This is a genomic window from Actinomadura sp. ATCC 39365, from assembly GCF_054392275.1.
The window spans coordinates 10,693,541-10,717,301 of record NZ_CP184335.1; the positions used below are offsets into that span (position 1 = coordinate 10,693,541).

The 23,761-nt window shown below is 72.7% G+C and carries 25 protein-coding genes; 17 read left to right on the top strand and 8 right to left on the bottom strand.

What is annotated here, in order from left to right; all coding sequences use genetic code 11:
* Positions 1 to 35 precede the first annotated feature (35 nt).
* From ACNF49_RS51055 to ACNF49_RS51065, 3 genes are all read left to right on the top strand, one after another.
* Entirely contained in the window at positions 36 to 1,103 is a 1,068-nt protein-coding gene (locus ACNF49_RS51055; protein WP_357970498.1) for a protein kinase domain-containing protein, read from the top strand.
* Positions 1,100 to 2,524: a glycosyltransferase family 39 protein gene (locus tag ACNF49_RS51060; RefSeq protein ID WP_482942184.1), complete on the top strand. Its 1,425-nt coding sequence runs from the start codon at positions 1,100 to 1,102 to the stop codon at positions 2,522 to 2,524. The genes ACNF49_RS51055 and ACNF49_RS51060 overlap by 4 nt, the downstream gene beginning before the upstream one ends.
* A gap of 105 nt (positions 2,525 to 2,629) precedes the next feature.
* Positions 2,630 to 2,821 (top strand): tail-anchor membrane protein, encoded by a 192-nt coding sequence (locus ACNF49_RS51065; protein ID WP_357970494.1) that lies wholly within the window; start codon positions 2,630 to 2,632, stop codon positions 2,819 to 2,821.
* Between the two features lie 25 nt (positions 2,822 to 2,846).
* Here ACNF49_RS51065 and ACNF49_RS51070 read toward each other — a convergent pair whose 3' ends face one another.
* Both ACNF49_RS51070 and ACNF49_RS51075 read right to left on the bottom strand, forming a co-directional pair.
* Positions 2,847 to 3,158, bottom strand: a complete 312-nt coding sequence (locus ACNF49_RS51070) for a DUF3817 domain-containing protein (protein ID WP_357970492.1) — start codon at positions 3,156 to 3,158, stop codon at positions 2,847 to 2,849.
* Positions 3,159 to 3,160: 2 nt separating this feature from the next.
* Positions 3,161 to 3,943: an SURF1 family protein gene (locus ACNF49_RS51075; RefSeq protein WP_357970490.1), complete on the bottom strand. Its 783-nt coding sequence runs from the start codon at positions 3,941 to 3,943 to the stop codon at positions 3,161 to 3,163.
* A gap of 106 nt (positions 3,944 to 4,049) precedes the next feature.
* Here ACNF49_RS51075 and ACNF49_RS51080 point away from each other — a divergent pair, with 106 nt between their 5' ends.
* The 3 genes from ACNF49_RS51080 (at position 4,050) to ACNF49_RS51090 (ending at position 6,686) form a co-directional block, all read left to right on the top strand.
* Entirely contained in the window at positions 4,050 to 4,223 is a 174-nt protein-coding gene (locus ACNF49_RS51080; protein WP_357970489.1) for a hypothetical protein, read from the top strand.
* A 146-nt stretch (positions 4,224 to 4,369) separates the two neighbouring features.
* Positions 4,370 to 5,239, top strand: coding sequence for a metal-dependent hydrolase (locus ACNF49_RS51085; protein WP_482942185.1), 870 nt, complete (start codon positions 4,370 to 4,372; stop codon positions 5,237 to 5,239).
* Entirely contained in the window at positions 5,232 to 6,686 is a 1,455-nt protein-coding gene (locus tag ACNF49_RS51090; protein WP_498703676.1) for a flavin-containing monooxygenase, read from the top strand. The genes ACNF49_RS51085 and ACNF49_RS51090 overlap by 8 nt, the downstream gene beginning before the upstream one ends.
* A gap of 10 nt (positions 6,687 to 6,696) precedes the next feature.
* On the opposite strand, the gene ACNF49_RS51095 is transcribed toward ACNF49_RS51090, so the two are convergent.
* Both ACNF49_RS51095 and ACNF49_RS51100 read right to left on the bottom strand, forming a co-directional pair.
* Positions 6,697 to 7,374, bottom strand: a complete 678-nt coding sequence (locus ACNF49_RS51095; protein WP_357970481.1) for a glycoside hydrolase family 25 protein — start codon at positions 7,372 to 7,374, stop codon at positions 6,697 to 6,699.
* Positions 7,375 to 7,586: 212 nt separating this feature from the next.
* Positions 7,587 to 9,311 (bottom strand): gamma-glutamyltransferase family protein, encoded by a 1,725-nt coding sequence (locus ACNF49_RS51100; protein WP_482942186.1) that lies wholly within the window; start codon positions 9,309 to 9,311, stop codon positions 7,587 to 7,589.
* A gap of 95 nt (positions 9,312 to 9,406) precedes the next feature.
* On the opposite strand from ACNF49_RS51100, the gene ACNF49_RS51105 reads away from it, so the two are divergent.
* Together ACNF49_RS51105 and ACNF49_RS51110 are read left to right on the top strand one after the other, a co-directional pair.
* Positions 9,407 to 10,516 carry a sensor histidine kinase gene (locus ACNF49_RS51105; RefSeq protein ID WP_482942187.1) on the top strand — a complete coding sequence of 370 codons (1,110 nt, stop codon included), beginning with the start codon at positions 9,407 to 9,409 and terminating at the stop codon, positions 10,514 to 10,516.
* The gene (locus ACNF49_RS51110; protein WP_482942188.1) at positions 10,513 to 11,160 is read left to right on the top strand and encodes a response regulator; all 648 of its coding nucleotides are present in this window, start codon (positions 10,513 to 10,515) and stop codon (positions 11,158 to 11,160) included. Before ACNF49_RS51105 ends, ACNF49_RS51110 begins: the two co-directional genes overlap by 4 nt.
* Here the strand turns inward: ACNF49_RS51110 and ACNF49_RS51115 are convergent.
* A complete protein-coding gene (locus ACNF49_RS51115) occupies positions 11,141 to 12,655 on the bottom strand; it encodes an FAD-dependent monooxygenase (RefSeq protein ID WP_482942189.1) in 1,515 nt (504 codons plus the stop codon). The genes ACNF49_RS51110 and ACNF49_RS51115 overlap by 20 nt on opposite strands.
* A gap of 57 nt (positions 12,656 to 12,712) precedes the next feature.
* On the opposite strand from ACNF49_RS51115, the gene ACNF49_RS51120 reads away from it, so the two are divergent.
* From ACNF49_RS51120 to ACNF49_RS51145, 6 genes are all read left to right on the top strand, one after another.
* Positions 12,713 to 12,910, top strand: a complete 198-nt coding sequence (locus ACNF49_RS51120) for a helix-turn-helix domain-containing protein (RefSeq protein WP_352326953.1) — start codon at positions 12,713 to 12,715, stop codon at positions 12,908 to 12,910.
* Complete coding sequence (locus tag ACNF49_RS51125) at positions 12,907 to 13,380, top strand: Clp protease N-terminal domain-containing protein (RefSeq protein WP_482942190.1); 474 nt, start codon at positions 12,907 to 12,909, stop codon at positions 13,378 to 13,380. The genes ACNF49_RS51120 and ACNF49_RS51125 overlap by 4 nt, the downstream gene beginning before the upstream one ends.
* A 60-nt stretch (positions 13,381 to 13,440) precedes the next feature.
* On the top strand, positions 13,441 to 14,211 hold the full coding sequence (locus ACNF49_RS51130) for a class I SAM-dependent methyltransferase (RefSeq protein ID WP_357970467.1): 771 nt from the start codon (positions 13,441 to 13,443) through the stop codon (positions 14,209 to 14,211).
* A gap of 143 nt (positions 14,212 to 14,354) precedes the next feature.
* Entirely contained in the window at positions 14,355 to 14,591 is a 237-nt protein-coding gene (locus tag ACNF49_RS51135) for an SHOCT domain-containing protein (protein ID WP_357970465.1), read from the top strand.
* A gap of 96 nt (positions 14,592 to 14,687) precedes the next feature.
* Positions 14,688 to 15,566: a sulfite exporter TauE/SafE family protein gene (locus ACNF49_RS51140; RefSeq protein ID WP_482942191.1), complete on the top strand. Its 879-nt coding sequence runs from the start codon at positions 14,688 to 14,690 to the stop codon at positions 15,564 to 15,566.
* 56 nt (positions 15,567 to 15,622) lie between these two features.
* Positions 15,623 to 17,011 (top strand): tetratricopeptide repeat protein, encoded by a 1,389-nt coding sequence (locus tag ACNF49_RS51145; RefSeq protein ID WP_482942192.1) that lies wholly within the window; start codon positions 15,623 to 15,625, stop codon positions 17,009 to 17,011.
* A gap of 34 nt (positions 17,012 to 17,045) precedes the next feature.
* Here ACNF49_RS51145 and ald read toward each other — a convergent pair whose 3' ends face one another.
* Positions 17,046 to 18,155: an alanine dehydrogenase gene (gene ald, locus ACNF49_RS51150; RefSeq protein ID WP_357970457.1), complete on the bottom strand. Its 1,110-nt coding sequence runs from the start codon at positions 18,153 to 18,155 to the stop codon at positions 17,046 to 17,048.
* A 52-nt stretch (positions 18,156 to 18,207) separates the two neighbouring features.
* Positions 18,208 to 19,590: an aspartate aminotransferase family protein gene (locus ACNF49_RS51155; RefSeq protein ID WP_357970454.1), complete on the bottom strand. Its 1,383-nt coding sequence runs from the start codon at positions 19,588 to 19,590 to the stop codon at positions 18,208 to 18,210.
* A 231-nt stretch (positions 19,591 to 19,821) separates the two neighbouring features.
* Between ACNF49_RS51155 and ACNF49_RS51160 the strand changes: the two genes are divergently transcribed.
* Both ACNF49_RS51160 and ACNF49_RS51165 read left to right on the top strand, forming a co-directional pair.
* Positions 19,822 to 21,177: a dipeptidase gene (locus ACNF49_RS51160; RefSeq protein WP_357970452.1), complete on the top strand. Its 1,356-nt coding sequence runs from the start codon at positions 19,822 to 19,824 to the stop codon at positions 21,175 to 21,177.
* A gap of 115 nt (positions 21,178 to 21,292) precedes the next feature.
* Positions 21,293 to 22,063 (top strand): phytanoyl-CoA dioxygenase family protein, encoded by a 771-nt coding sequence (locus tag ACNF49_RS51165; protein ID WP_357970449.1) that lies wholly within the window; start codon positions 21,293 to 21,295, stop codon positions 22,061 to 22,063.
* Between the two features lie 285 nt (positions 22,064 to 22,348).
* On the opposite strand, the gene ACNF49_RS51170 is transcribed toward ACNF49_RS51165, so the two are convergent.
* A complete protein-coding gene (locus tag ACNF49_RS51170) occupies positions 22,349 to 22,936 on the bottom strand; it encodes a helix-turn-helix domain-containing protein (RefSeq protein ID WP_357970443.1) in 588 nt (195 codons plus the stop codon).
* 179 nt (positions 22,937 to 23,115) lie between these two features.
* On the opposite strand from ACNF49_RS51170, the gene ACNF49_RS51175 reads away from it, so the two are divergent.
* Complete coding sequence (locus ACNF49_RS51175; RefSeq protein ID WP_482942193.1) at positions 23,116 to 23,760, top strand: alpha/beta fold hydrolase; 645 nt, start codon at positions 23,116 to 23,118, stop codon at positions 23,758 to 23,760.
* Position 23,761: the final 1 nt, after the last annotated feature.

The following is a 23,761-nucleotide window of genomic DNA, read 5'->3' on the forward strand; positions in this document are numbered from 1 at the left end:
CGGGCGGGCCGGGCGAGCGCTATCGTGCACTCGACATGGCTGAGACCAGGAAGCTGGCCGGGCGCTACCGGCTGCTCAACCCCCTGGGCGCGGGGTCCGTACGGCTGGCCTTCGACGAGACGGAACACCGCGACGTCGCGGTCAGAGAGCTGCGCGTCCCGCCCGAGCTGCGCGAGTCCGCGCTGCACGAGGCGCGCAGGGCCGCCGGGCTGCGGCACGCCTCGATCGCCCGGGTGCTCGGCGTGCTGGTCGAGGACCGGACGCCCTGGCTGGTCATGGAGTTCGTCTCGGGGGTGTCGCTGGAGCAGGCCGTGCGCGCGCGGCAGCCGCTGCCCGTCGTCCAGGTGGCCAGGATGGGCGTCTGCGTGTTGTCGGCGCTGTCGGTGGCGCACGCGGCCGGGATCGTCCACGGGCAGGTCAGCCCCGGGAACGTGCTGCTGACCGGCACCGGGAGGGCGGTGCTCACCGGGTTCGGGGTGCCGAGCCTCAGCATGCGGCCCTCGGCCGACCTGTGGTCGCTGGCCGCCACGCTGCACTTCGCCGTCGAGGGCCGCCCGCCCGGCCAGGTGCCCGCCGAGGGCGCCGACCCGCTGCGGTCGCTGATCCGCGCCATGCTGCACCCCGCCGGGTCGCCGCCGGTGGAGGTGGTCCGCGAGACGCTGGAGAGGCTGGCCCTCGACCAGCCGCTCGACCAGGTCGTCCGCGCCCTTGGACCGCTCCCGCCGGCCGAGGTGGCCGAGATCGGGCTCGCCCTGCTCGACCAGCTCCAGGCCAGGGGCGGCCATCACGGAGCGGTGCAGCCGAGCGGCGTGCTCATCTCCGACCAGGGGAGAGCCACGCTGGTCGCCCCGCTGCGGTCGGGGACCGTCCCGGCGTACACGGCTCCGGAGGGGGTGGCGAGCCCGGCCGCCGACCTGTGGTCCCTGGGCGCCACCCTCTTCATGGCCGTGGAGGGGGTGCCGCCCGCGCCGGGGGCGTCGCTGGCGCGGGCCGGGGCGCTGGCTCCCGTCCTGGTGCGCCTCCTGTCCGGCAACCCGGCCGACCGTCCCGCCCCCGAAGCCCTCCGGCACGAGTTCCGGGCGGTCATGGGCCCGCGCCGATGACCCGCGCGCCCGTCCTGCCGCGCCCCGCCGGCGCCGGTGTCGCCACGCGGGACGCCGGCCGGTGGTGGCCGGTCGTGCCCGCGGCCGTCGCCGCGGCGACCGGGTTCTGGGGGCTCTCCGGGCCGTCGTTGTGGCGGGACGAGTCGGTCAGCGCGCTGGTCGCGCGCATGCCGTTCGGCGAGCTGCGCCGCTTCCTCGCCGACCTCGACGCCGTCCACGCCCTCTACTACCTGCTCCTGCGGCCCTTCGCCGCCCTTCCCTGGCCGCCGGAGATCGCCGTCCGCCTGCCCTCGGTGCTCGCCTTCACGGCCGCCGCCCTCGGGGTCGCGGCCCTGGGCCGCCGCCTGGCCGGCACCCCCGCCGGCCTGTACGCCGGCCTCCTGTACGCCCTCACCCCCATCGCCGCCCGGTACGCCCAGGAGGCCCGCTCCTACGCCCTGGTGAGCGCGGTCGCCGTGCTGGCCACGTGGCTCCTGGTCAAGCTGCTCGACCGCCCAGGCGCGGCGGTCTGCGCGGCCTACGGCGCGAGCGTGGCCCTGCTCGGCTGGCTGCACCTGTACGCCCTGCTGCTCGTCCCCGCCCACCTGCTCACCGCCTGGCTGCCCGCCCTCCGCCGCCGGCTCACCGCGAACCGGCCGCCGGTCGTCGTGCGGTCATCGGTCGCGGTCGGCGCGGCGGGAGCGGCGCTCGTGCCGCTGCTCCTCCTGGCCGCCGGTCAGCGGGACGCCCAGGTGTTCTGGCTCAGGACCCCCGGCTGGACCGAGCTGGCCGCCTTCCCCGGCGAGGTCGCGGGGGCGGGGGCGGTCGTGCTGTTCGCCGCCGCCCTGTGGGGAGCCGTACGCGTCCCGGCCGTGGCGGTGTGGGCGGTCTTGCCGGTGGCGCTCTCGTTCGCGATCTCCCAGGTCCAGCCCGTCTACCATCCGCGTTACGTGCTCTTCGCGGTCCCGCTGCTCGCGTTGCTCGCCGGGATCGGCGTGGCGGGGGTGCGGTGGCGGGCCGTGCCGGTCGCCGTCCTGGTCCTGTTCGCCGTGCTGGTGTTCCCCGCGCAGGCGGCGATGAGGCAGCCCGCCGCCCGTCCCGACGACCTGCGTACGCTGGCCGCCACGCTGGCCGCGGAGGAACGTCCGGGCGACCGGGTGCTGTTCGTGCCGCAGCGTTTCCGGCTGTTCGTGGCCGTGTACGGCGCCCCGTACGACCGCCTGACGGACCTGACCCGCGCGCCCGGCGCGCCCGGCCCGCGCACGGCCGCCGAACTGGACGCGGCCCTGAAGGGCGTGGACCGGGTCTGGCTCATCTCCCCCAGGATCGGGACGAAGTACGCCGACGACGAGCGCTACCGCACCCTCAAAAGAACGCTCGTCCCAGGACAGACCCGCACATACGGCTCGATCCACCTCACCCTCTGGTCCCGCAACAATTGAGATACATCGCGTCATGGAACCTCAGGCACGGGTCCACTCGTTGGACGGGCGACGCAGAATGTGGGAGAGGCGGGGCGCGGGCTCCGCGTTCGGAGGAAGCCAGGGATGTCGCCCATTCAGAAGTACGTCATCGGCGCAGGCGCCGCGGTTCTGCTCTCGCTGATCTTCTTGCCGGGCTGGATCACCCTGCTGGTGGTGCTCGGCGCGGTCGCGGCGCCGGTGGTCGGCTACCTCATGCTCGACCCGTCGCAGCGCGAGCGGCTCAAGCGGGCCCGCAGGCGCGGGATCGGCGGCTGAGGCCCGCGGGCCGCGGCGGGGGCCGTCAGGCCCTCGCCGCGCTCAGCTCGGTGCGCACCCGGTTGTGCACCCTGCGCTCCACGTAGAACGACAGGAACGGCACCGTGCCGCCGAGCATGACCCCGAGCATGTACGGCCAGCTCCAGCGCGCCTTCATGCCCAGGTTCATGACGGTGATGAGGTAGATCATGTACAGGCCGCCGTGGATGGGCGCGACGATCTTCGACAGCTCCGCGGCGCCGAAGCCGTAGCGCAGCACCATGGCGACGCACAGGATGAGCAGCATGACGCCGACCACGTAGGCGAGCACCCGGAAGGGCTTGAGAGCCGATTCCACCGTTAACCTTCCAGAACCATCTCGGGGGACTTGTCGCGGTCCCGATCCGCCCGTACGGCGTCGCGGACGAAGTGGAACCACATGAAGACGGCGAATCCAGCGAAGATCCACCAGTTTGCGGCATAAGCCAGGTTACGCCAGGTCAGCGTGCCGCCGACCTCCGGCGGCCGGATCTTCACCTGCGTGAGCGAGCCGGACGGCGGCTGCGCCACCATGAAGCCGGTCCGCAGCTTCTGGCCGGTCCACAGGTTGATCAGCTCTCCGGTGGACACGGTCTGCACCTGCCCCGGAGGCAGCCCCTCTGCCCGCCGTTGCACGCTGTCGGTGCCCTGCTGGCCCCGCAGCCGGCCCTGCACCGTGACCCGCCCCTGGGGCACGGCGGCGACGCCCGGATCGTCCGCCTTGGCCGTCCAGCCGCGCACGACCGGCATCAGTGTGCCGTCGTCGAGCCTGATCGGGGTGAGCACCCAGTAGCCGTGGCCGCGTGAGACGTTGCCGCCGGGGGCGTCGACGTCGGGCCGCCGGTCGGCGACCAGGAGCTGCCGGGCGGCCTCGTACGTGCCCTCGGCGGCGACCCTGCGGCCGACGGCCTCGCCCTCCATCTGCCCGCCCACCTGGGCCAGCGTGGCGACCCCCACGGGGGCCGGATCGACGGCCGCGTGCGGCCTGCCGGAGTCCTGGAACACGCCGAGCTGCCACCGGCCGAGCAGGATGAACGCGACGAGGACCCCGATCGTCAGCAGATGCAGCCCCACGACGCGGGGTGAGAGCAGGGTCCGGAGCATGCCCCAAAGCTATCCGCCGGGGGGAGTGGTCCCCTCATCAGCCCATGCCTATAGGTAGTGGCAAAGGGGTGCAAACGGACCATGTCATGGCGCTAGGCTGCTGGCCATGTCTGACCAGCATATCGATCCCGCGGGCAACACCCAGCAGTTCCGCGCCTTCGCTCAGCGCCAGGAACAGGAGGCCGCGGCGGCCCCCAAGAAGTCGCCGCTGGTGCCGATCCTCGCGGTCGCCGTGGCGATCGTGATCATCGGCGTCGCCGCCTTCCTGCTGCTCCGCTAGCACCCAACCGCATACGGTCACCCCACCCGCCCCGACGCCGTGGCGGGTCTTTGTCGTCTCCGCACAAGCCGGACATACCGGCCAGTCGGTGTGACGGGTTTCATCCGGACTGGACCGGCGGCTGACGACTGACTACATTGGACAACATGTCCAATACAGCGGACATCAAGCCACGCCGGGTGCGTTTCTCCTGGGAGAGCACGCCGCTGCACTGGGTGCCCGGCGACCCTACGAGCACGCACGCCCTCAACGCCCTGCACCTGCTGCTGCCCGCCGGGGAACGCTGGTTCGTGCACGTCTTCAAGCAGGCGCTTCCGCTCATCGCCGACGAAGGGCTCAAGGAGCGGGTCAAGGGGTTCATGGGACAGGAGGGCACCCACGCGGTCGCCCACCAGCACGTCCTCGACCATCTGAAGGAGCAGGGCCTCGACCCGGCGCCGTACGTGGACAACGTCGAGTGGCTGTTCGGGCGGCTGCTGGGCGACGGGACGGCGCCACCGGCGGCCAGGGCGTCCTGGCTGCGGGAACGGCTGGCGATGATCGCCGCGATCGAGCACTACACGGCCGTGCTGGGCCAGTGGATCCTCGACGCCCGCCCGCTGGACGAGGCCGGCGCCGACCCGGTGATGATGGACCTGCTGCGCTGGCACGGCGCGGAGGAGGTCGAGCACCGCGAGGTGGCCTTCGACGTGTTCGCCCACCTCGACGGCGGCTACGCCCGCCGCGTGCGGACGATGGCGCTGGCCGGGCCGCTGCTCGTGTGGCTGCTCCACCGGGGCGCCCGCTTCCTCATGGCCAACGATCCGCTCGTCGCCGGGCGCATCACCGCCAAGTGGACGCACGTCCTCCACCGGTCGAGGCAGGGCCGCGTGCCCACGCTGCGCTGCCTGGCCCTGGCCGCGCCGCGGTACCTGCGGCCCGGCTTCCATCCGAGCCAGGAGGGCGACCTGCGCCAGGCGCTGGACTACATCGCCGGCTCGCCCGCCCACGCGGAGTTCAGGAGGTTCAGTGGCTGAGCCAGGATTGGTGATCATCGGCACCGGCTTCGCCGGGATCGGCATGGCGATCAAGCTCAAGGAGGCGGGCTACCACGACTTCGTGATCCTGGAGAAGGCCGCCGACCTCGGTGGCACCTGGCGGGACAACACCTACCCCGGGTGCGCGTGCGACGTGCCGTCGCACATGTACTCCTACTCGTACGAGCTGAACCCCGGCTGGTCGCGGATGTTCGCCCCGCAGGGCGAGATCTGGGACTACGTACGCACCTGCGCGGACAAGTACGGAGTAACCCCCCACATCCGCTACAACAAGCACGTCACGTCCCTGGAGTACGACGACGACCGCCGGAACTGGACGGTCACCACGGACGACGGCGCAACCATGCGGACGAACGCCATCGTTTCCGGCATCGGCGCCCTCCATATCCCGAAATTTCCAGAAATTGTGGGGAGGGAATCCTTCGCCGGCCCCTCCTTCCACTCCGCCGAATGGGACCACTCGGTCGACGTGACCGGCAAACGCGTCGCCGTCGTCGGCACCGGCGCGTCCGCCGTCCAGTTCGTCCCCCAGCTCGCCCCCCGGGTGCGCGAGCTGACCGTCTTCCAGCGCACGCCGCCGTGGATCCATCCCAAGCCCGACTTCGCCTTCTCCCCCGCCGCCCGGCGCGTCCCGGCCCTGCCCGGCATGGCGCGGGCCCTGCGCGGGGCCGTCTACTGGGCGCTGGAGAGCCGGGCGCTCGGCTTCGCGGTGCACCCGCGCCTGATGAAGGCGCACGAGCTGCTGGCGCTCAAGCACCTGGCGGCGCAGGTGCCCGACCCCGCCCTGCGCCGCAGGCTGACGCCCGACTACACCATCGGCTGCAAGCGCGTGCTCGTCTCCAGCGACTACTACCCGGCCCTGACCAGTCCGGACGTCACCCTCGTCACCGACGGCATCGCCGAGATCCGCCCCCGCTCGATCGTGACCACGACCGGCGAGGAGCACGAGGCCGACGTGATCGTCTACGGCACCGGCTTCAAGGTCGTGGAGGCCCTCCAGGACCAGCGCATCACCGGCCGGAACGGCCTGAAGATCCAGGACGCCTGGCAGCACGGCATAGAGACCTACCACGGCATCACCACCGCGGGCTTCCCGAACCTGTTCTTCCTGCTCGGCCCGAACACCGGCCTCGGGCACAACTCGGTCGTCTTCATGATCGAGTCGCAGGTCCGCTACGTCATCGAGTGCCTGCGCCTGCTCTCCAGAAGCCAGGCCAGGGCGCTGGACGTCCGGAAGGACGCCCAGGACGCCTTCAACCGCCGGCTGCACGCGCGCCTGGACCCGCTCGTGTGGAACGCGGGCGGCTGCCGCTCCTGGTATCTGGACGAGCACGGAGTGAACCGGACGATCTGGCCGGGCTTCACCTTCGAGTACTGGGCCCGTACGCGCAAGGTGCGGCCGGAGGCGTACGAGCTCATCTACTGAGGACGGCGGGTCACCTGCGGCCCAGCGCCTTGAGCTGGACGGGGGTGAGCGCGGAGACGTTCTGGTCCACCGGTGCGTCGGCGTACTGGTGGATGGTCCAGGTCTTCCAGTCGGCGGGGGCGGTCACCTGGCCGGGGCCCTTGCCGTAGCGGGCCACCCACAGCGGGTACCGCTGGAGGCCGTGGCCGTACTCGTCGGCGAAGTTCCAGCCGCTGTAGAACAGCGGCGTGACGCCGGTCCTGGCCTGGACGTGCGCCAGCCACTTCTTGGCCCAGGCGTTGACCTCGGTCACCGACCGGCCGTCGGTCGTCTCCAGGTCGAGCGCGAGCAGGTCGCCCCTGGCGGCCGGCTGCCGGTCGACCACGGACAGGAAGTGGTCGGCCTCGGCGATCGGGTCGTTCGACGGGTGCCCGTAGTGGTAGGCGCCCCGCACCTTGCCCTTCGCGCCCAGGTCGGCCCAGTGGCGGGCGAAGGAGGCGTCCACGCGGGTGGCGCCCTCGGTGGCCTTGACGATGCCGAACGCGGCGCCGCTGGCGGCCCAGTCGTGGTCCGGCTGGTAGTGGGAGACGTCCTGGCCGTAGGTGAGGCCGTCGGCGTGGGCGGGGGCGGACGTCAGGCCGAGGCCCGACACGGCGGCGGTGGCGGCCAGCAGGGCGCTCGCGTACAGCTTCTTGGCGTTCGGCTTCACAGGGTTCCTCCTGGGGGCAGGCCGGAGCCGCCCACGGGTGTCTGTCGGGATGCCGCGACGGCGGCTGACGAGCTGCGGCCAGCGGTTCCCGCCCGGCGGCATGGCGCGTCGCGATGCCCGTTACAACCCTGTGACCTGGGCAAACATTCCCTCATGCCGGAGTCAAGCCGGCGAGTGGCGGCGGCCCACGAGGGGGCCGCCGCCGTGCGCGCTCAGCGCGGGTTCACGACCAGGGCGCTGCCGCCGCCTCGCCGTACGGGCTCGGCGACGGCCTGGACCAGGCCGTGGCCGCGCAGTTCCAGCGCCGTGGCCGCGCCGATCTCGGGGTTCAGCACGAAGCCGTGCCCCTTGGCCTCCAGCTCGGTCCGGTACTTGTCGAGGAACGCCTGCTCGGCCTGCGTCTGGGCGGTGTTGCGTTGCGTGGCCCGCGGCGCGGCGAGGGCATCGGGGAGGCTCATGCCGAATTCGTACCGGTTGACCAGGATCTGCAGCACGGTCGTGATGATCGTCGAGCCGCCCGGCGAGCCCGCGGCCAGCACCGGCCTGCCGTGGTCGAACACCAGCGTGGGCGCCATCGACGAGCGCGGCCGCTTGCCGGGGCCGGGCAGGTTGGGGTCGCCGGGGGCGGGGCCGAAGGTGAAGTCGGTCAGCTCGTTGTTGAGCAGCACGCCGCGGCCCGGCACCACGATGCCGTTGCCGCCGGTCGACTCGATGGTGAGGTTGTAGGCGACCACGTTGCCCCAGCGGTCGGCGACGACCATGTGCGTGGTCTCCGGGCCCTCGTCCGCGATCGGGGTCGCGCTGCCGGTCGGGGTGGTGCAGGCGCCGTACGTGCCGTCGGGGCTGCCCGGGGCGACCGGGCTGGTCAGGGCCCTGTCACCGATCAGGCAGGCGCGCTCCTTGGCGAACCCGTCGGACAGCAGCTCGCGCAGCGGCACGCCCGGGATGTCGCCGACGTAGGCGTTGCGGTCGGCGAAGGCCAGCCTGGACGCCTCCAGATACTCGTGCAGGCCCACCTTGGGCAGGGCTTCGAGGATGTTGAGCGCCTCGCCGACGGTCGAACCGCCCGAGGACGGCGGGGCCATGCCGTAGACGTCCATGCCGTTGTAGGAGATCTTGGTGGGCTCGCGCAGGAGGGCGCGGTAGTCCCGCAGGTCCGACAGCTCCATCAGGCCGGGCCTGACGTTGCGGGTGCTGCCGGGGGTGACCGGCGGCTTCTTCACGGTGGCCACGATCTCCGCGCCGAGCCGGCCGCCGTACAGCCAGCCGGGGCCGCGCCGGGCCAGTTCCCGGTACGTGTTCGCCAGCTCCGGGTTCCGGAACACCGAGCCGACCGGCGGCGGGGCGCCGTTCGGGAGGTAGAGGCGGGCCGTCGAGGTGATGTCCTTGAAGCGGCCGGCGTTCGCGGCCGTCTGGTCGTGGAACGTCTGGTCCACGACGAAGCCGCGGGAGGCCACCTCGATGGCGGGCTGGAGCGCCTGGCCGAGCGAGAGCGTGCCGAACCGGCGCAGGGCCAGGTCCCAGTGCGCCAGCGTGCCGGGCACGCCCGCCGACAGGCCGCTGGTGACGCCCTCGTCGAACGGGATGCCCTCGAAGCTGGTGGCGGTCATCGCGCGCGGGGCGGTCTCGCGGCCGTCGATGGTGACGACCTTGCGCTGCCTGGCGTCGTACAACACCATGAAGCCGCCGCCGGTCAGGCCGGCCGAGTACGGCTCGGTCACCCCGAGCACGGCTCCGGCGGCCACGGCCGCGTCGACGGCGTTGCCGCCGCGTCTCAGCACGGAGATCGCGGCCTTGCTGGCGTCGAGGTCGACGGTGGCGACGGCGCCTCCGTACCCCTCGGCGACCGGGGCTTTCTGCTGGGGGCCCGCCGACGCGGGCGCGGCGGGCAGGAGTGAGATGAGGACTGCTGCTGCGGAGAAGATCACACGGCGCATGGTGTCCACGATGACCCAGCTACGCCCGTCGTGGTAGGGCCCCCTCGGACAAGGGGATGATGTCGTGCGCGCCGCCGGTGGCCTAGCGTGGTGGCGTGCGCACGAAGTCCGGTTTCGACCCTTATCTCGCCCTGATCGTGGCGGTCGCCCAGTTGGTGATCGCCCAGGGCGCGACGTGGGGCCAGCGTCTCCTCAGGGAGCAGCTCGACCCGTACGCGTACGCGTTGCTGCTGGTCGGGCCGCTGGCCATCCTCTTCCGCAGGCGGTTCCCGCTGCTGACGGTCTCCGTCGCGCTCGCCGCGATGGACCTGTTCCTCATCGGCGGCTACGCCTACGGCCCCGCCTTCCTCAGCCCCGGCGTCCTGCTGTTCCTCCTGGTCACAGGGGGCAGACGGCTGATGGCCTGGACGATGGCGACCATGACGGTGACCTCGCTGCTCAGCTACGCCTGGTGGGTGGGCAACCGCGACCTGTTCCACAGCCTGTCGATCCTCGCGTTCATCATGCTGTTCATGGTCGTGGCCGAGCTGGTCAGGATCGTCAGGGAACGCCGGGCCGAGCGCGAGCGCATCCTCGAGGAGGAGGCCAGGCGGCAGGCCAGCGAGGAGCGCCTGACCATGGCCCAGGAGCTGCACGACGTGCTCGCGCACAACATCTCGCTCATCCACGTGCAGGCCAGCACCGCGCTGCACCTCATCGACGCCAACCCCGAGCAGGCCCGCTCCGCCCTGGCCACGATCAAGACGGCGTCCAAGGAGGTGCTGGGCGAGATGCGCTCGGTGCTCAACGTGCTGCGCGAGGGCGCCCCGCGCTCCCCGACGGCCGGGCTCGACCGGCTCGACGACCTCGTCCAGCGTTCGGGGATGGAGGTCTCGCTCAGGCGGGTGGGGTCGCGGCCGCTGCCGCCGCAGGTCGAGCGGGCCGCGTACCGGATCGTGCAGGAGTCGCTCACCAACGCCGCCCGCCACGCGCCCGGCTCGCGGGTGTCGGTGCGCCTGGAGTACGGCGCCGCGGAGCTGGTCATCGTGGTCGCCGACACGGGGGCGACCAAGCCCGCGGTGCTGTCGGAGGACGGCAGCGGCAACGGCATCCCCGGCATGCGCGAGCGCGCCTCCGCCCTGGGCGGCACGCTCGTCGCCGGCCCGTCGGACGGCGGCTTCCAGGTCGAGGCCCGTCTGCCCCTACCCGAGGAGAACCCAACGTGATCAAGGTGTTGCTCGCCGACGACCAGGCACTGGTCCGCGCGGGCTTCAAGGCCCTGCTGGACGCCCAGCCCGACATGACCGTGGTGGCCGAGGCGGCCGACGGCGCGGAGGCGGTGCGCCTGGCCGGCGAGCACGCCCCGGACGTCGTGCTGATGGACATCCGCATGCCCGGCACCGACGGCCTGACCGCCACCCGCCTGATGCCGCCCGGCCCGCACATCATCATCCTGACCACCTTCGAGCTGGACGAGTACGTCTTCGAGGCGCTGCGCGGCGGCGCGTCCGGCTTCCTGGTCAAGGACACCGAGCCGGCCGAGCTCATCCAGGCCGTGCGGGTGGTGGCGGCGGGCGAGGCGCTGCTGTCGCCGAGCGTGACCCGGCGGCTGATCGCCGAGTACGCCTCGCGCGCCAAGGAGCCGGTCGCCAGCCAGGGCCTCGACCAGCTCACCGAACGCGAGCGCGAAGTGCTCTCCCTGGTCGGCACGGGCATGACCAACGACGAGATCGCCGCCAAGCTGTTCATGTCGCCGGCCACGGCCAAGACCCACGTCAGCCGGGCCATGATGAAGCTGCACGCCCGCGACCGCGCCCAGCTCGTGGTCATCGCCTACGAGTCCGGCCTGGTCAAGCCGGGGTGGCTCTGACGGCGGACGGTCCGGCGCCGAACCACGCCCGCGCCGCCTCGGCCAGGCCGCCGGTCCCGGCCCAGGCCACGTACCCGTCGGGGCGGACGAGCAGCACGTCGGCGGGCGGCTCGGCGCACCGCGCCCGCACCACGTCGATCCAGCCGCCTTCGGGCAGCGCCGGGTCCGGCCCGTCGCCGGGGTCGCCGGGCGGCGCCGGGTCCGGCCTGTCGCGGAGGTCGAGCAGCACCGGCCTGCCGGCCCGCAGCAGCCCGGCCACCCGCTGTTCCCCCGCCGCCGTGCTCAGCTCCAGGTCGGGGAGGAACCGGCCGGCGAGCGGATGCGGGTGCTCCAGCCCCCGCGCGGGCGGGTAGCGGGTGTCGGAGCCGTGCAGGAGCGCGGCGAGCCGGCGCAGCGGCTGCTCGTGGGCGAACAGCTCGCCGAGCAGCGCGCGCAGGGCGTCGCCGTCCTCGCCTGGGGCCCGTTCCAGCGCCGCCTGGGCGCGGGTCTGGGCGAGCGCCCGCGCGGCCACCGGACGGCGCTCCTCCTCGTAGGTGTCGAGCAGCCCGGCGGGCACCCGTCCGAGCAGCACGGCGGCCAGCTTCCAGGCCAGGTTGGCCGCCTCCGTCAGGCCGACGTTGAGCGCCGACCCGCCCGCCGGGAACAGGTGGGCGGCGTCCCCGGCCAGGAACACCCGCCCGGCCCGGTAACGCTCGGCGAGCCTGGCCTGCGCGACCGTGCCGGACAGCCAGATCGGCTCGCCCAGCGGCAGGTCCCGCCCGATCACCCGGCGTACGGCCGCGTGGAAGTCGTCCGGGGTCACCGGGCCGCCGGGCAGCGTGCCGCGCTCGCGCACGCCCGCGATGAGCACGCCGGGTCGCAGCGAGGTGAGCAGCAGGCGGCCGGCCGGGGTGCGGTTCCAGCCGGGTTCCAGGCCCTCGACCCGCGGCGCCTCGAACGGGCCCTGCCCGTCCCGGGCGAAGTGGCCGAGCCGCAGCACCTCGTCGTCGGTGGTGCCAGGGAAGCCGATGCCCGCCAGGGCGCGGACGGTGCTGTGCCCGCCGTCGCAGCCGACGACGTACCGGGCGCGGGCCCGGCCGGTGGACAGCTCCAGTGTGACGCCCTCCTCGTCCCGGGCCAGCCCGAGGACCTCGTGGCCGCGCCTGATCTCGGCCCCGAGCCGTGCGGCCCGCTCGGCCAGCAGCCGTTCCAGCCGGGGCTGCTGGATCAGCAGCAGCCGCAGCGGCATGTCGTCGTGCCCGGCGAACCGCAGCGGCACCTGCCCGAACGGGAACCCCGGGGCGGGGCCGGCGAAGCCGCTGCCCTCGGCGAGGAGGCCGAGCAGGCCGCGGTGGCCAAGCAGTTCCACGATCTGCCCGGCGAGCCCGTTGGCCTTGGGCAGCTCGCTCGGTTCCGGGCGTTTGTCCAGCACGATCGGGCGTAAGCCGGCCAGCGCCAGCTCGCCCGCGAGCATGAGCCCGACCGGGCCCGCTCCCACGATCATCACGTCGTCCATGCCTGTCAGGCTAGATTGACAAAATCGTCACTGTCAATCTAGCCTGACAACGTGGACATGGAAGAGCTGTCTCAACGCATCAGGTCGAACGACCCCGCCCTGGGCCTGCGGGCGGTGGGCGCGCTGCACCGGCTGGCCGAGCAGGTCGAGGCGGCGTCGGTGGCGGCGGCCAGGGAGCAGGGCTGGACCTGGGAACAGATCGGCGACGCGCTCGGCATGTCGCGGCAGTCCGTGCACGCCAGATACGGAAAGTGAGGATCGCCATGTTCGGCAAGGAGAAGAGCCCCTTCGCGGCCGTCGTCAGCGCGGCGCTCGACGAGGCCAGGCAGCGCGGCGACCGCCGGCTCGGCACCGAGCACCTGCTGCTCGGCCTGCTGCACGATCCCGCCGCCGAGCCGGCGCGGGCGCTCGGCGTGGACCTGGCCGGGGCGCGCGCCGCGCTCGACGAGCTCGACCGCGAGGCGCTGCGCTCGATCGGCCTCGACCTCGGCCAGGCCCCGCGCGCGACGCCCCGCCGGCACCCGCCGATCCCCGGCACCGCGCTCACGTCGAGCGCCCGCGCGGTGGTCAACGCCGCCATCGGGGCCACCCGGCGGAAGACCAGGCCGCAGGCGCCCCGCCACCTCCTGCTCGCCCTCCTGGAGCGGGACCGCCACGACCCGGTGGCCCGGCTGATCGACCAGCTCGGGATCGACCGCGCGGCCGTCCGCGCCCGTGTCGCCTGATCGGCGACACGGGGAGAAATCCGGTTGAACCCGCGGCCGGGGCGCTGACATGGTCGAAGGATGCGGCGTACATACGATGACCTGGTCGAAGAGGCCGACACGGTGTCCGTGGCCGGCTGGGACTTCTCCTGGCTGGAGGGCCGGGCCACCGAGGAACGGCCCTCGTGGGGCTACTCCCGCCTGCTGGCCGGGCGGATGGCGGCGGCGCAGGCAGCGCTCGACGTCCAGACCGGCGGCGGCGAGATCCTGGCCGGGCTGCCCACGCTGCCGAAGGTGACGGTGGCGACCGAGTCGTGGCCGCCCAATCTGGCGCTGGCCGCCGCCCGGCTGCGCCCGCGCGGGGCGCAGGTGGTGGCCGACGACGACGAGCCGCGCCTGCCGTTCCGCGACGGCGTCTTCGACCTGGTGGTCAGCCGCCATCCGGTGGCGACCTGGTGGGCGGAGATCGCCCGGGTGCTGCGTCCCGGGGGCGCGTACTTCTCGCAGCAGGTCGGCCCGCGCAGCGTGTTCGAGCTGACCGAGTTCTTCATGGGCCCGCAGGACGGCTCGGCCCGCGACCCGCGGCAGGCCGTGGCGGAGGCGGAGGCGGCCGGGCTGGAGGTGGTCGACCTGCGGGCCGAGCGGCTGCGGATGGAGTTCCGCGACATCGGCGCGGTGATCTACTTCCTGCGCAAGGTCATCTGGATCGTGCCGGGCTTCTCGGTCGGCCGCTACGGCGACAGGCTGCGCGAGCTGCACGAGCTCATCGAGGCCGAGGGCCCGTTCGTCGCCCATTCGTCCAGGTTCCTCATCGAGGCCCGGCGGCCCGGCGCGCACCCGTCCTTCGGATGACGAGACGCGCCGGCGCGCTACCGCCTCAGGCGTACGCCGGGCCCGCCTGAGCACTCCCCCAGGCGCAGCGGCGGCGGCTCCCGGCGGGCGATTCGCCGCGCCGCCGGAAGGCGGACCCTGGAGGCAGGACGAAGGAGGAAGTCATGCATCCGCATTTCTGGCCGGTCTTCCCGGTCTTCTGGGGCCTGTTCTGGGTCGCGCTCATCGCACTCGCCGTCACGGCCCGCCGCAAGGGCTGGTGGGGGCGTCGCCCGGCGCCCGTCCCCGACCGGCCCACCGCGTCGGCGGAGCAGATCCTGGCCGAGCGGTACGCCCGCGGCGAGCTGGGCGACGACGAGTTCTTCGAGAAGATGTCCGTGCTCAAGGGCGCAACCACCTAAACATCACTTAGGGTACAAGAACTGTCACTGGCCGCATCCAGCCTGCCGCGTTATGTTTCCCCCGAAAGCATCACGAGCGAGCGGGGAGGGCTGAGCGTGGAGTCCGTCACCCTGTTCGCCGGGGGCGTGGCAGCCGGGCTGGTGGCGGGCACCGCCTCGTGCACGGCCGCCCAGGGAGGGCTGCTCGTGGGCCTGGTCGGCCACCGTCCCGGCCGCGACCCGGCGCTGGTGGCCTGGTTCCTGGCCGGCCGGCTGGCCGCGTACACGCTGGTGGGGGCGCTGCTCGGGCTGCTCGGCTCGGCGGTCGGCCTGCCGCCGCGGGCGCGGGCCGTGCTCCTGGTCGCGGCCGGCTGCGCCGTGATCGTGTTCGCGATCCGGCTCATGCGCGGCGGGGGGCACGCGTGCGCCGAGCCCGTCCGGCCGTCCGGCTACAAGGCGCCGCTGCTGGGGGCGGCCACCGTCCTCGTGCCCTGCGGGGTGACGATCGGCATGGAGATGCTCGCCGTCTCCAGCGGCTCGCCGCTGTCGGGCGCGGCGGCCATGGCGGGGTTCGTGGTCGGCACGGCGCCGGCGTTCGCGCTGCTCGGCTACGTGCTGCGGCGCATCTCCCGCACCCGGCTGGCCAGGTTCGCGGGGGTCGTCGCCGTCGGCGCCGGGCTCTGGACCGTCGTGGCCGGTCTCAACCTGGGCGGCTGGACGGGGGAGGCCGCGCCGGCCGCCGCGGGGCCCGCCGCCCGGACCGTCACGGTCTATGCCACCCGTGAGGGCTACCGGCCCGCCGCCGTGTCCGTTCCGGCGAACGTACCGGTCGAGGTCATCTTCAAACTGGTCGATCAGGGCTGCACGGGCACCGTCACCATCGACGGGCGCGACGTGGCCCTGCCCGCCACCGTACGGCTGCCGCCCCACCGTCCCGGCTCGCTGCGTTACGTGTGCGGGATGGGGATGTATTCCGGGTTCATCAGGTTCTCCTAGGGCCGTTGTCGGCGATTACGGTTCGCGATCGTATGATCACGTGCCACTCTGTCGCCATGGCCTGGTGGCAGGGAGAGGTGGCGACGCCGGCCGTTCCGGCGCCACGGGTGGGTGACGAGCCGGAGTTGCTGGTGGCCGCGCAGCAGGGCGACGCCCAGGCGGCCCACCGGCTCGGCAAGCTCTACGCCCAGCGCGGCGACCGCGCGGCGGCCCGGCTCTGGTGGGAGCTGGCGGCCGCGGGCGGCAACGTCGACAGCGCCTACAACCTGGGCGTCTGGCACGAGAAGCACGGCAGCCTGGAGGAGGCGGTCATCTGGTACGAGACCGCCGCGGCCACCGGCGACGCGGAGGCCGCCGCCAACCTGGCCACGCTCCTGCTCGAACAGCGCGGCGACGCCGGCGCCGCGAGGGCCTGGTTCGAACGCTCGGCCCTGGCCGGGTCGCGCGCCGCGGCCCGCCGGCTGGCGCTGCTGTGCGAGGACACCGGCGAGACCGGCGTGGCCCGCGAGTGGCACCGCAGGGCGGCCGACGAGGGCGACATGGCCTCGGCCCACGACCTCGGCTTCCTGGCCTACTCCGCCGGCGAGGACGAGGAGACCGTGCGCTGGTGGGAGTACGCCGCCAGGGGCGGCCACGCCGACTCCGCCCACTGCATGGGCCTCTACCTGCACGCCAGCCGCGACCCCGAGGGCGCCGAGGCCTACTACCGGCTGGCCGCCAAGAACGAGCACCCGGGCGCCGCCTCCCGGCTCGGCGCCATCGCCCTGTCCCGCGGCGACCTGCGTACGGCCCGCGCCTGGTACGAGCGGGCGGCCGCGGCCGGACGGCTGGAGGACCAGCGAATGGCCGGGTTCGTCTGCGTGGAGCTCGGCGACACCCCGGCCGCCAGCCACTGGTTCGGCAGGGCGGCGGCGGGCGGCGACGCCGAGTCCGCCTTCAACTACGGCCTGCTGCTGATCGCCGAGTTCGGCGACCTGGCCGGCGGCCGCCACTGGTTCCGCCAGGCGGCGCAGGCGGGCCACCACGGCGCGGCGGTCGAGCTGGGCGGGCTGCTGACGGTCGCCGGCGAGCTGGGCGAGGCCGAGGAGTGGCTGGCCGACCCGCCGCCGCAGGCGTGGGCGCGGACCGCCGAGCCCGAGCTGGCCGCTCGCGCGGAGCTGGCGGCGGCGGCCACCGGCCGCAGGGGCGGCGTGCCGCTGTCGGTGCCCGACCTGACGGAGGTGCTGGGCACCTGGGACCTGGTGACCAGGCCGCTGCACGACCACTCCGACGTGATCGGCTGGCTGGTGGAGCGGAGCGGGGTGCACCGCAGCGCGGTCGAGCACCTGGCGTCGGTGCGCGGCACGCTGCTGCGCCCCGGCAGCGCGCCGTGGCCGGGCACGGGCGAGATCCAGCACGTCCTCGCCACCGCCCGTGACCTGCGGCGCCGCCTGGGGGTGTGTTAGGGGCGCGACCGCCGGCCGCGCCCCCGCGAGAGAATCAGAGAACGTCGGCGACCGGCGTGTACGCCAGCCCCAGCGCCTGGGCGACCGGCTCGTTGGTGAGCAGGCCGTCATGGGTGTTCAGACCGCCCGCGAGGCCTTGGTCGGCCTTCAGCGCGTCGCGCCAGCCCAGGTTGGCCAGCTTGACCGCGTACGGGAGCGTCGCGTTGGTCAGGGCGTAGGTGGAGGTGTTGGCCACCGAGCCGGGCATGTTGGCCACGCAGTAGAAGATCGACCCGTGCACCGTGTACGTCGGCTCGGCGTGCGTGGTCGGCCGCGAGTCCTCGAAGCAGCCGCCCTGGTCGATGGCGATGTCCACGAGCACCGAGCCCGGCTTCATCCGTGCGACCAGGTCGTTGGAGACCAGCGTCGGGGCCTTGGCCCCCGGGATCAGCACCGCGCCGATGACCAGGTCGGCCTGCAGGACCTCGCGCTCGATCGCGTACGAGGTGGACACGAGGGTCTTGAGGCGGCCCTGGTAGATGGCGTCGATCTGGCGGAGCCGGTCGATGTTGGTGTCGAGCACGGTCACGTCCGCGCCCATGCCGACGGCGATCTGGGCCGCGTTGAGGCCCGAGACGCCGCCGCCGATGACGACGACCTTGGCCGGGGCCACGCCGGGCACCCCGCCGGGCAGCACGCCCCGGCCGCCGTTGAAGCGCATGAGGTTGTAGGCGCCCACCTGCGGCGCGAGCCGGCCCGCGACCTCCGACATCGGGGCCAGCAGCGGCAGCGTGTGGCCCACCTGCACGGTCTCGTACGCGATGCCGGTCGTCCTGGCGGCGAGCAGGGCGTCGGTGCACGGACGGGAGGCGGCCAGGTGCAGGTAGGTGAACAGGATCAAACCCTCGCGCAGGCGGTGGTACTCCTCGGCGATGGGCTCCTTGACCTTCAGGACCATGTCCGCCCCGGCCCAGACGGCGTCGGCGTTGTCGAGGATCTTCGCGCCCGCGGCGAGGTACTCCTCGTCGGTGATGTGTGAGCCGAGGCCGGCACCCCGCTGGACGGTGACGTCGTGACCGTTCCGCACCAGCTCGTGAACACCGGCGGGGGTGACCGCCACACGGTATTCGTGGTTCTTGACCTCGGCAGGGACGCCGATCTTCATCGTAGGGATCCTTTCGGAGACCGGCACTTCGTCGTACCGGGTGGGGAGGGTGTTAGAGGCGCGCCCACGCTTCCGAGAGCACACCCCGCAGGATGGATCCGATCTCGTCGAACTCCCTCTGCCCCGCGATCAGCGGGGGCGCGAGCTGGATCACGGGGTCACCGCGGTCGTCCGCCCGGCAGTAGAGTCCGGCGTCGAACAGCGCCTTGGACAGGAATCCGCGCAGCAACCGCTCGGACTCCTCGGCGTTGAACGTCTCCTTGGTGGCCTTGTCCTTGACCAGCTCGATGCCCCAGAAGTAGCCCGAGCCCCGCACGTCGCCGACGATCGGCAGGTCGCGCAGGTCGTCGAGGGCGGCCTGGAAGAGGGGCTCGTTCTTGGTGACGTGGCCGAGCAGGTCCTCGCGCTCGAAGATGTCGAGGTTGGCGAGGGCCACGGCGGCCGACACGGGGTGGCCGCCGAAGGTGTAGCCGTGGGCGAACATGTTGTCGCCCTGCTTGAAGGGCTCGAACAGCCGCTCGTGCGCGATCATGGCGCCGATGGGCGAGTAGCCGCTGGTCAGGCCCTTGGCACAGGTGATGATGTCGGGCACGTAGTCGAACTTCTGGCCGCCGAACATGGTGCCGAGGCGGCCGAAGGCGCAGATGACCTCGTCGGAGACGAGCAGCACGTCGTACTCGTCGCAGATCTCGCGCAGGCGCTGGAAGTAGCCGGGGGGCGGCGGGAAGCAGCCGCCGGCGTTCTGGACGGGCTCGGCGAAGACGGCGGCCACCGTGTCGGGGCCCTCCATCTCGATGGCGCGGGCCACGCGGTCGGCCGCCCAGATGCCGTATTCCTCCGGCGACATGCCGGGGATGCCACTGATTTCGTCGGCGCGGTAGTAGTTCGTGTTCGGAACGCGCACCGAGCCGGGCACGAGAGGCTCGAACATCTGCTTGAACGCCGGGATGCCGGTGATCGACAGGGCGCCCTGCGGGGTGCCGTGGTAGGCGATCTGGCGGCTGATGACCTTGTGCTTGAGCGGCTTGCCGACGAGCTTGTAGTACTGCTTGGCCAGCTTCCACGCGGTCTCGACGGCCTCGCCGCCGCCGGTGGTGAAGAAGACCCGGTTCAGCTCGCCCGGCGCCTGCTCGGCCAGGCGGGCGGCCAGCTCGGCCGCCTTGGGGTGCGAGTAGGACCACAACGGGAAGAAGGCCAGCTCCTGCGCCTGCTTGGCGGCGGCCTCGGCCAGCTCGCCCCGCCCGTGCCCGACCTGGACCACGAACAGCCCGGCCAGGCCGTCGAGGTAACGCTTGCCGTGGATGTCGTAGATATAGGACCCCTCACCGCGCACGATGGTCGGGATCTCGTTCTCCTGGTAGGCGCTGTGCCTCGTGAAGTGCAACCACAGGTTGTCCTGCGCGGCCTTCAGGACGTCGTTTTCCGGCTGCGTCATGGTTATCTTCCCTCGTGTCGAACTCTCCACAGTGTGCATCTTCACCTGCGGTTTGCCAAGCGAATCGGTCGCAGCACTATGCAAGAAAATCGAGATCCGCAGAACCGTTGTGTAACAGCAACGAAATCCGCAGGTAGATTAACGCGCGGGTCATGCCTGTTTCCATACTGTGGAACCTTCTGTGATCCAATGAGACCAAACTGCCCAGAACGACCCCCGGGGGACCGTCCCGTGACTCCTGACCAGATCGAGAGCGCCGTCGCCGCCGCGATGCCCCGAGCCATCGAGGAGCTCAAGCGGCTCGCCGCCATCCCCTCCGTGGCCTTCCCCGGGCACCCTGAGGAGCCGGTTCTCGCCGCCGCGGCGGTGACGGAGGAGCTCGTGCGCTCGGCGGGCCTGCCGCACGTCCAGCAGGTCGCGGTCGAAGGCAGCTTCCCCGCGATCTACGGTGAGGCCCCCGCCCCTCCCGGCGCGCCCACCGTCCTGCTGTACGCGCACTACGACGTGCAGCCGGCCGGCGACCTGGCCGCCTGGCGCACGCCGCCGTTCGAGCCCACCCTGATCGACGGCAAGCTGTACGGCCGCGGCTGCGCCGACGACAAGTCGGGCATCATCTCCCACATCGCCGCGCTGCGCGCCTTCCAGGGCCGGTTCCCCGTGGGCATCAAGGTCATCATCGAGGGCCAGGAGGAGTACGCGGGCGAGCGCCTGGAGGCCTTCGTCGAGCGCAACCCCGAGCTGCTGCGGGCCGACGCCATCGTGGTGGCCGACACCGGCAACCCGCGCGTCGGCGACCCGGCGGTCACGACGTCGCTGCGCGGCATGGCGGCCTTCACCATCGAGGTGCGCACGCTGCGCGAGGCCCTGCACAGCGGCTCGTTCGGCGGCGCCGCCCCCGACGCGCTGGCCGCCCTGATGCGCATGCTGACCGCGCTGCACGACGAGAACGGCGACATCCGGGTGCCCGGCCTGCCGCGCGGCAGCTTCCTCGGCCAGGGGCCCTCGGAGGAGGAGTTCAGGAAGACCGCCGGCGTGGCGGACGGCGTCTCGCTGGTCGGCTCGGGCTCGCTGGCCGACCGGCTGTGGGCCTCGTACGCCATCACCGTCACGGGCCTCGACGTGCCGAGCGTGTCGGGCGCCGTGAACGCGGTCCAGCCGGCGGCGCGGGCCCGGGTGACCGTCCGGGTGCCTCCGTCCGGCGACCCGAAGACCACGGTCAACGCCGTGGTGGAGTTCCTGCGCCAGGTGGCGCCGTGGGGCGTGCAGGTGTCGTTCGACGACTTCACCGTCGGGTCCGGCTTCCAGGCCGACTCCGGCGGCAAGGCGCGGGCGGCGCTCAACCGGGCGATGGAGCGCGCGTTCGGCCGCCCGCCGCGCGACGTGGGCGCGGGCGGGTCGATCCCGCTGGTGAACACGCTGCTCAAGCAGTACCCGGCGGCCGAGATCCTGCTGTTCGGCGCCGAGGACGAGGACGCCGCCATCCACGCTCCCAACGAGCGGGTCGACCTCGACGAGCTGCGCCGGGTGGCCACCGCCGAGGCGCTGTTCCTCCAGGAGCTGAGCCTGCCGTCGGCGCTCGGCGTCTGACCCTCACCCTGTAGGCCCCCTCGCCGCTCCGCCCCGGGCGGAAATTGCGTTGCCCTTCCTGGCCGTCGTTCGTCAGACTGCACGACGTTCCGGAATCCGTCAGGAAGGGCTGCGCATGTTGACCGACGAGCAGGTCGAGTCGTTCGTGGAGGACGGGTTCGTCCGGCTTCCCGGCGCGGTTCCCCGGGAGACGGCCGAGCAGTGCCGGGCCGAGCTGTGGGCGGCCAGCGGCTGCGATCCGGACGACCCGTCGAGCTGGACCGAGCCGGTCGTGCGGCTGGGCTGGATCGCGACCCCGTCCTTCCGCGCGGCGGCCAACACGCAGGAGCTGCACGAGGCCTACGACCAGCTCGTGGGCGCCGGGAGATGGACCGCGCCCATGGGCCTCGGCACCTTCCCGCTGCGTTTCCCCAGCGACAAGGAGCCCGGCGACGACGGCTGGCATCTGGAGGCGAGCTTCGCCGGTGACGCCGGCGAGTACCGGGTGAACCTGCGCTCGCGCGGCCGGGCCCTCCTCATGCTGTTCCTGTTCTCCGAGGTCGGCCCCGACGACGCCCCCACCCGGGTACGCGTCGGCTCACATCTGGACGTGCCCGCCCTGCTCGCCGATTCCGGGGACGAAGGGCGTGAATGGTTCCCGCTGTGCGGGGAGGCCGTGCCGCTCAGCGAGGGGCGCCGGGAGGTCACCGTCACCGGCTCCCCCGGCGACGTCTTCCTGTGCCATCCGTTCCTGATCCACTCGGCCCAGCCGCATCACGGGAGCGTGCCGCGGTTCATGGCCCAGCCGCCGCTGGTGCCGACCGGCCTGCTCGACCTCACCGGCACCGCGCCGACGCCGGTCGAACGCGCGGTCCTGAAGGGTTTGAACGGCACCGCTCCGGCTTAGGACGCCCGGCGGCGTGGCCTGATCAGAACGCCCGGCGGCGCGGGTCAGGCGTGGTGGTCCGCCAGGCGGCGGGGCCTGGTCGTGCCGCGGCAGACCAGGCGCAGGCCGGTCTCCACCAGAGCCCAGCCCAGCCGCCGTTCCCAGGCGCGGGCGACCGTCCCCGGGTGAGTCCGGCCTGTTAGGCCTGTTCGGCTTGTCCGGCGGGGGGCCTGGGCGGCGGCGCGCAGCTCCTGCCCGCGTACTCGCTCGACAAGTAGGTATAAGTCGGGATTCATCCTGCTCTCCTCACGTCGTGAACGGGAACCCGTACAAGTGCACGGCCACGTTCTCGCGGCCCTCGGTGTCACCCGCCTCGCCGGCCGCCTTGCCGCGGGCCGTCCACTTCACGACCACGTCGTCGATCTCCTGCCTGAGGTCGCGCAACTCCCGCGCGGTCAGCGACAGCAGGAACTCAGACCCGAAGGACGAGTCCTGCCAGGCCTCGCTCCAGGCCCACTGCGCGTCGAGGTAGCCGTCGTACATCTCGGCGAGCTGGCGGGCGTGCAGGCGGGACAGGGTCTGGTGGACCACGACGCCCTCGGGGCTGTCGCGGAAGTCGGAGTTGCGGGTGGAGAAGCTCTCCGCCGACGTCCGCCACCAGCGCTCCCGGGCGTCGCCCCGGCCGCCCTCCGTCTCCTCGATGAGGCCGTGCGAGGCCAGCTTGCGCAGGTGGTAGCTGACCAGGGAGACCGCCTCGTCCACCTGCTCGGCGAGCTGCGAGGCCGTCGCGAGCTCGGCGACCTTGAGCGCGCGGTACAGCTTCATGCGCAGCGGGTGCGCCAGCGCCTTGAGCGTGCCGACGTCCTGGACGCGGGGCCGATCGTGGCTTGCCATGCCCTCACGCTAGATGCGAAAGGAAAATTGCGCAATAAAAGTTGCGAGATTTTTCTGTCTCAGGCGCTCGCCATACTGCGTCCCGAAGCACCGACTTCAGGGACACCGACGATGGGAGCAAGAGCCATGAGCGAGGCACCGCGGGGCGTTTCCGGCACGACGGCGCGGGGGTGAGGCGGATGGCGACGTTCGCGCTGATCCACGGCGGCGGCAGCTCCGCCTGGGACTGGCACCTGGTCGAGGCCGAGCTGCGCGCCCGGGGCCACCGCACGGTGGCCGTCGACCTGCCGATCGAGGACGAGTCGGCCGGCCTGGCCGACTACGCCGACACGGTGGCGCGGGCCGTCGGCGAGGCGGACGAGCTGGTCGTGGTGGCCCACTCGTGGGGCGGCTTCGTCGGCCCGCTGGTCTGCGACCGGCTGCCCGTCAAGCTGCTCGTGCTGGTCACGGCCATGATCCCGGTCCCGGGCGAGCCGCCGGGCGACTGGTGGGCCAACACCGGCTACCAGGGCGCCGACGACCTGGACACGATCGCCCAGTACATGCACGACGTCCCGGAGGAGCTGGCGGAGGAGGAGTTGTCGCGGGGGCGTCCGCAGGCGGAGAAGTCGTCCGTCGAGCCGTGGCCGGGCGCGGCATGGCCCGACGTGCCGACGAGGTTCCTGCTCTGCCGGGACGACCGGTTCTTCCCACCCGAGTTCATGCGGCGGGTGGTGCGGGAACGGCTCGGTGTCATGCCCGACGAGATCGGGGGCAGTCACATGGTCATGCTCTCGCGGCCGAAGGAGCTGGCCGAGCGGTTCGAGGCGTATCTCACAGTGTGAC

Excerpts from the sequence above, each read along its gene's own strand:
- ACNF49_RS51065 (WP_357970494.1), top strand. The coding sequence starts at position 2,630 with ATGTCGCCCATTCAGAAGTACGTCATCGGCGCAGGCGCCGCGGTTCTG.
- ACNF49_RS51060 (WP_482942184.1), top strand. The coding sequence starts at position 1,100 with ATGACCCGCGCGCCCGTCCTGCCGCGCCCCGCCGGCGCCGGTGTCGCC.
- ACNF49_RS51085 (WP_482942185.1), top strand. The coding sequence starts at position 4,370 with ATGTCCAATACAGCGGACATCAAGCCACGCCGGGTGCGTTTCTCCTGG.
- ACNF49_RS51115 (WP_482942189.1), bottom strand. The coding sequence starts at position 12,655 with ATGGACGACGTGATGATCGTGGGAGCGGGCCCGGTCGGGCTCATGCTC.
- ACNF49_RS51170 (WP_357970443.1), bottom strand. The coding sequence starts at position 22,936 with ATGGCAAGCCACGATCGGCCCCGCGTCCAGGACGTCGGCACGCTCAAG.
- ACNF49_RS51165 (WP_357970449.1), top strand. The coding sequence starts at position 21,293 with ATGTTGACCGACGAGCAGGTCGAGTCGTTCGTGGAGGACGGGTTCGTC.
- ACNF49_RS51145 (WP_482942192.1), top strand. The coding sequence starts at position 15,623 with ATGGCCTGGTGGCAGGGAGAGGTGGCGACGCCGGCCGTTCCGGCGCCA.
- ACNF49_RS51075 (WP_357970490.1), bottom strand. The coding sequence starts at position 3,943 with ATGCTCCGGACCCTGCTCTCACCCCGCGTCGTGGGGCTGCATCTGCTG.
- ACNF49_RS51080 (WP_357970489.1), top strand. The coding sequence starts at position 4,050 with ATGTCTGACCAGCATATCGATCCCGCGGGCAACACCCAGCAGTTCCGC.
- ACNF49_RS51135 (WP_357970465.1), top strand. The coding sequence starts at position 14,355 with ATGCATCCGCATTTCTGGCCGGTCTTCCCGGTCTTCTGGGGCCTGTTC.
- ald (WP_357970457.1), bottom strand. The coding sequence starts at position 18,155 with ATGAAGATCGGCGTCCCTGCCGAGGTCAAGAACCACGAATACCGTGTG.
- ACNF49_RS51100 (WP_482942186.1), bottom strand. The coding sequence starts at position 9,311 with ATGCGCCGTGTGATCTTCTCCGCAGCAGCAGTCCTCATCTCACTCCTG.
- ACNF49_RS51175 (WP_482942193.1), top strand. The coding sequence starts at position 23,116 with ATGGCGACGTTCGCGCTGATCCACGGCGGCGGCAGCTCCGCCTGGGAC.
- ACNF49_RS51155 (WP_357970454.1), bottom strand. The coding sequence starts at position 19,590 with ATGACGCAGCCGGAAAACGACGTCCTGAAGGCCGCGCAGGACAACCTG.
- ACNF49_RS51130 (WP_357970467.1), top strand. The coding sequence starts at position 13,441 with ATGCGGCGTACATACGATGACCTGGTCGAAGAGGCCGACACGGTGTCC.
- ACNF49_RS51055 (WP_357970498.1), top strand. The coding sequence starts at position 36 with ATGGCTGAGACCAGGAAGCTGGCCGGGCGCTACCGGCTGCTCAACCCC.
- ACNF49_RS51120 (WP_352326953.1), top strand. The coding sequence starts at position 12,713 with ATGGAAGAGCTGTCTCAACGCATCAGGTCGAACGACCCCGCCCTGGGC.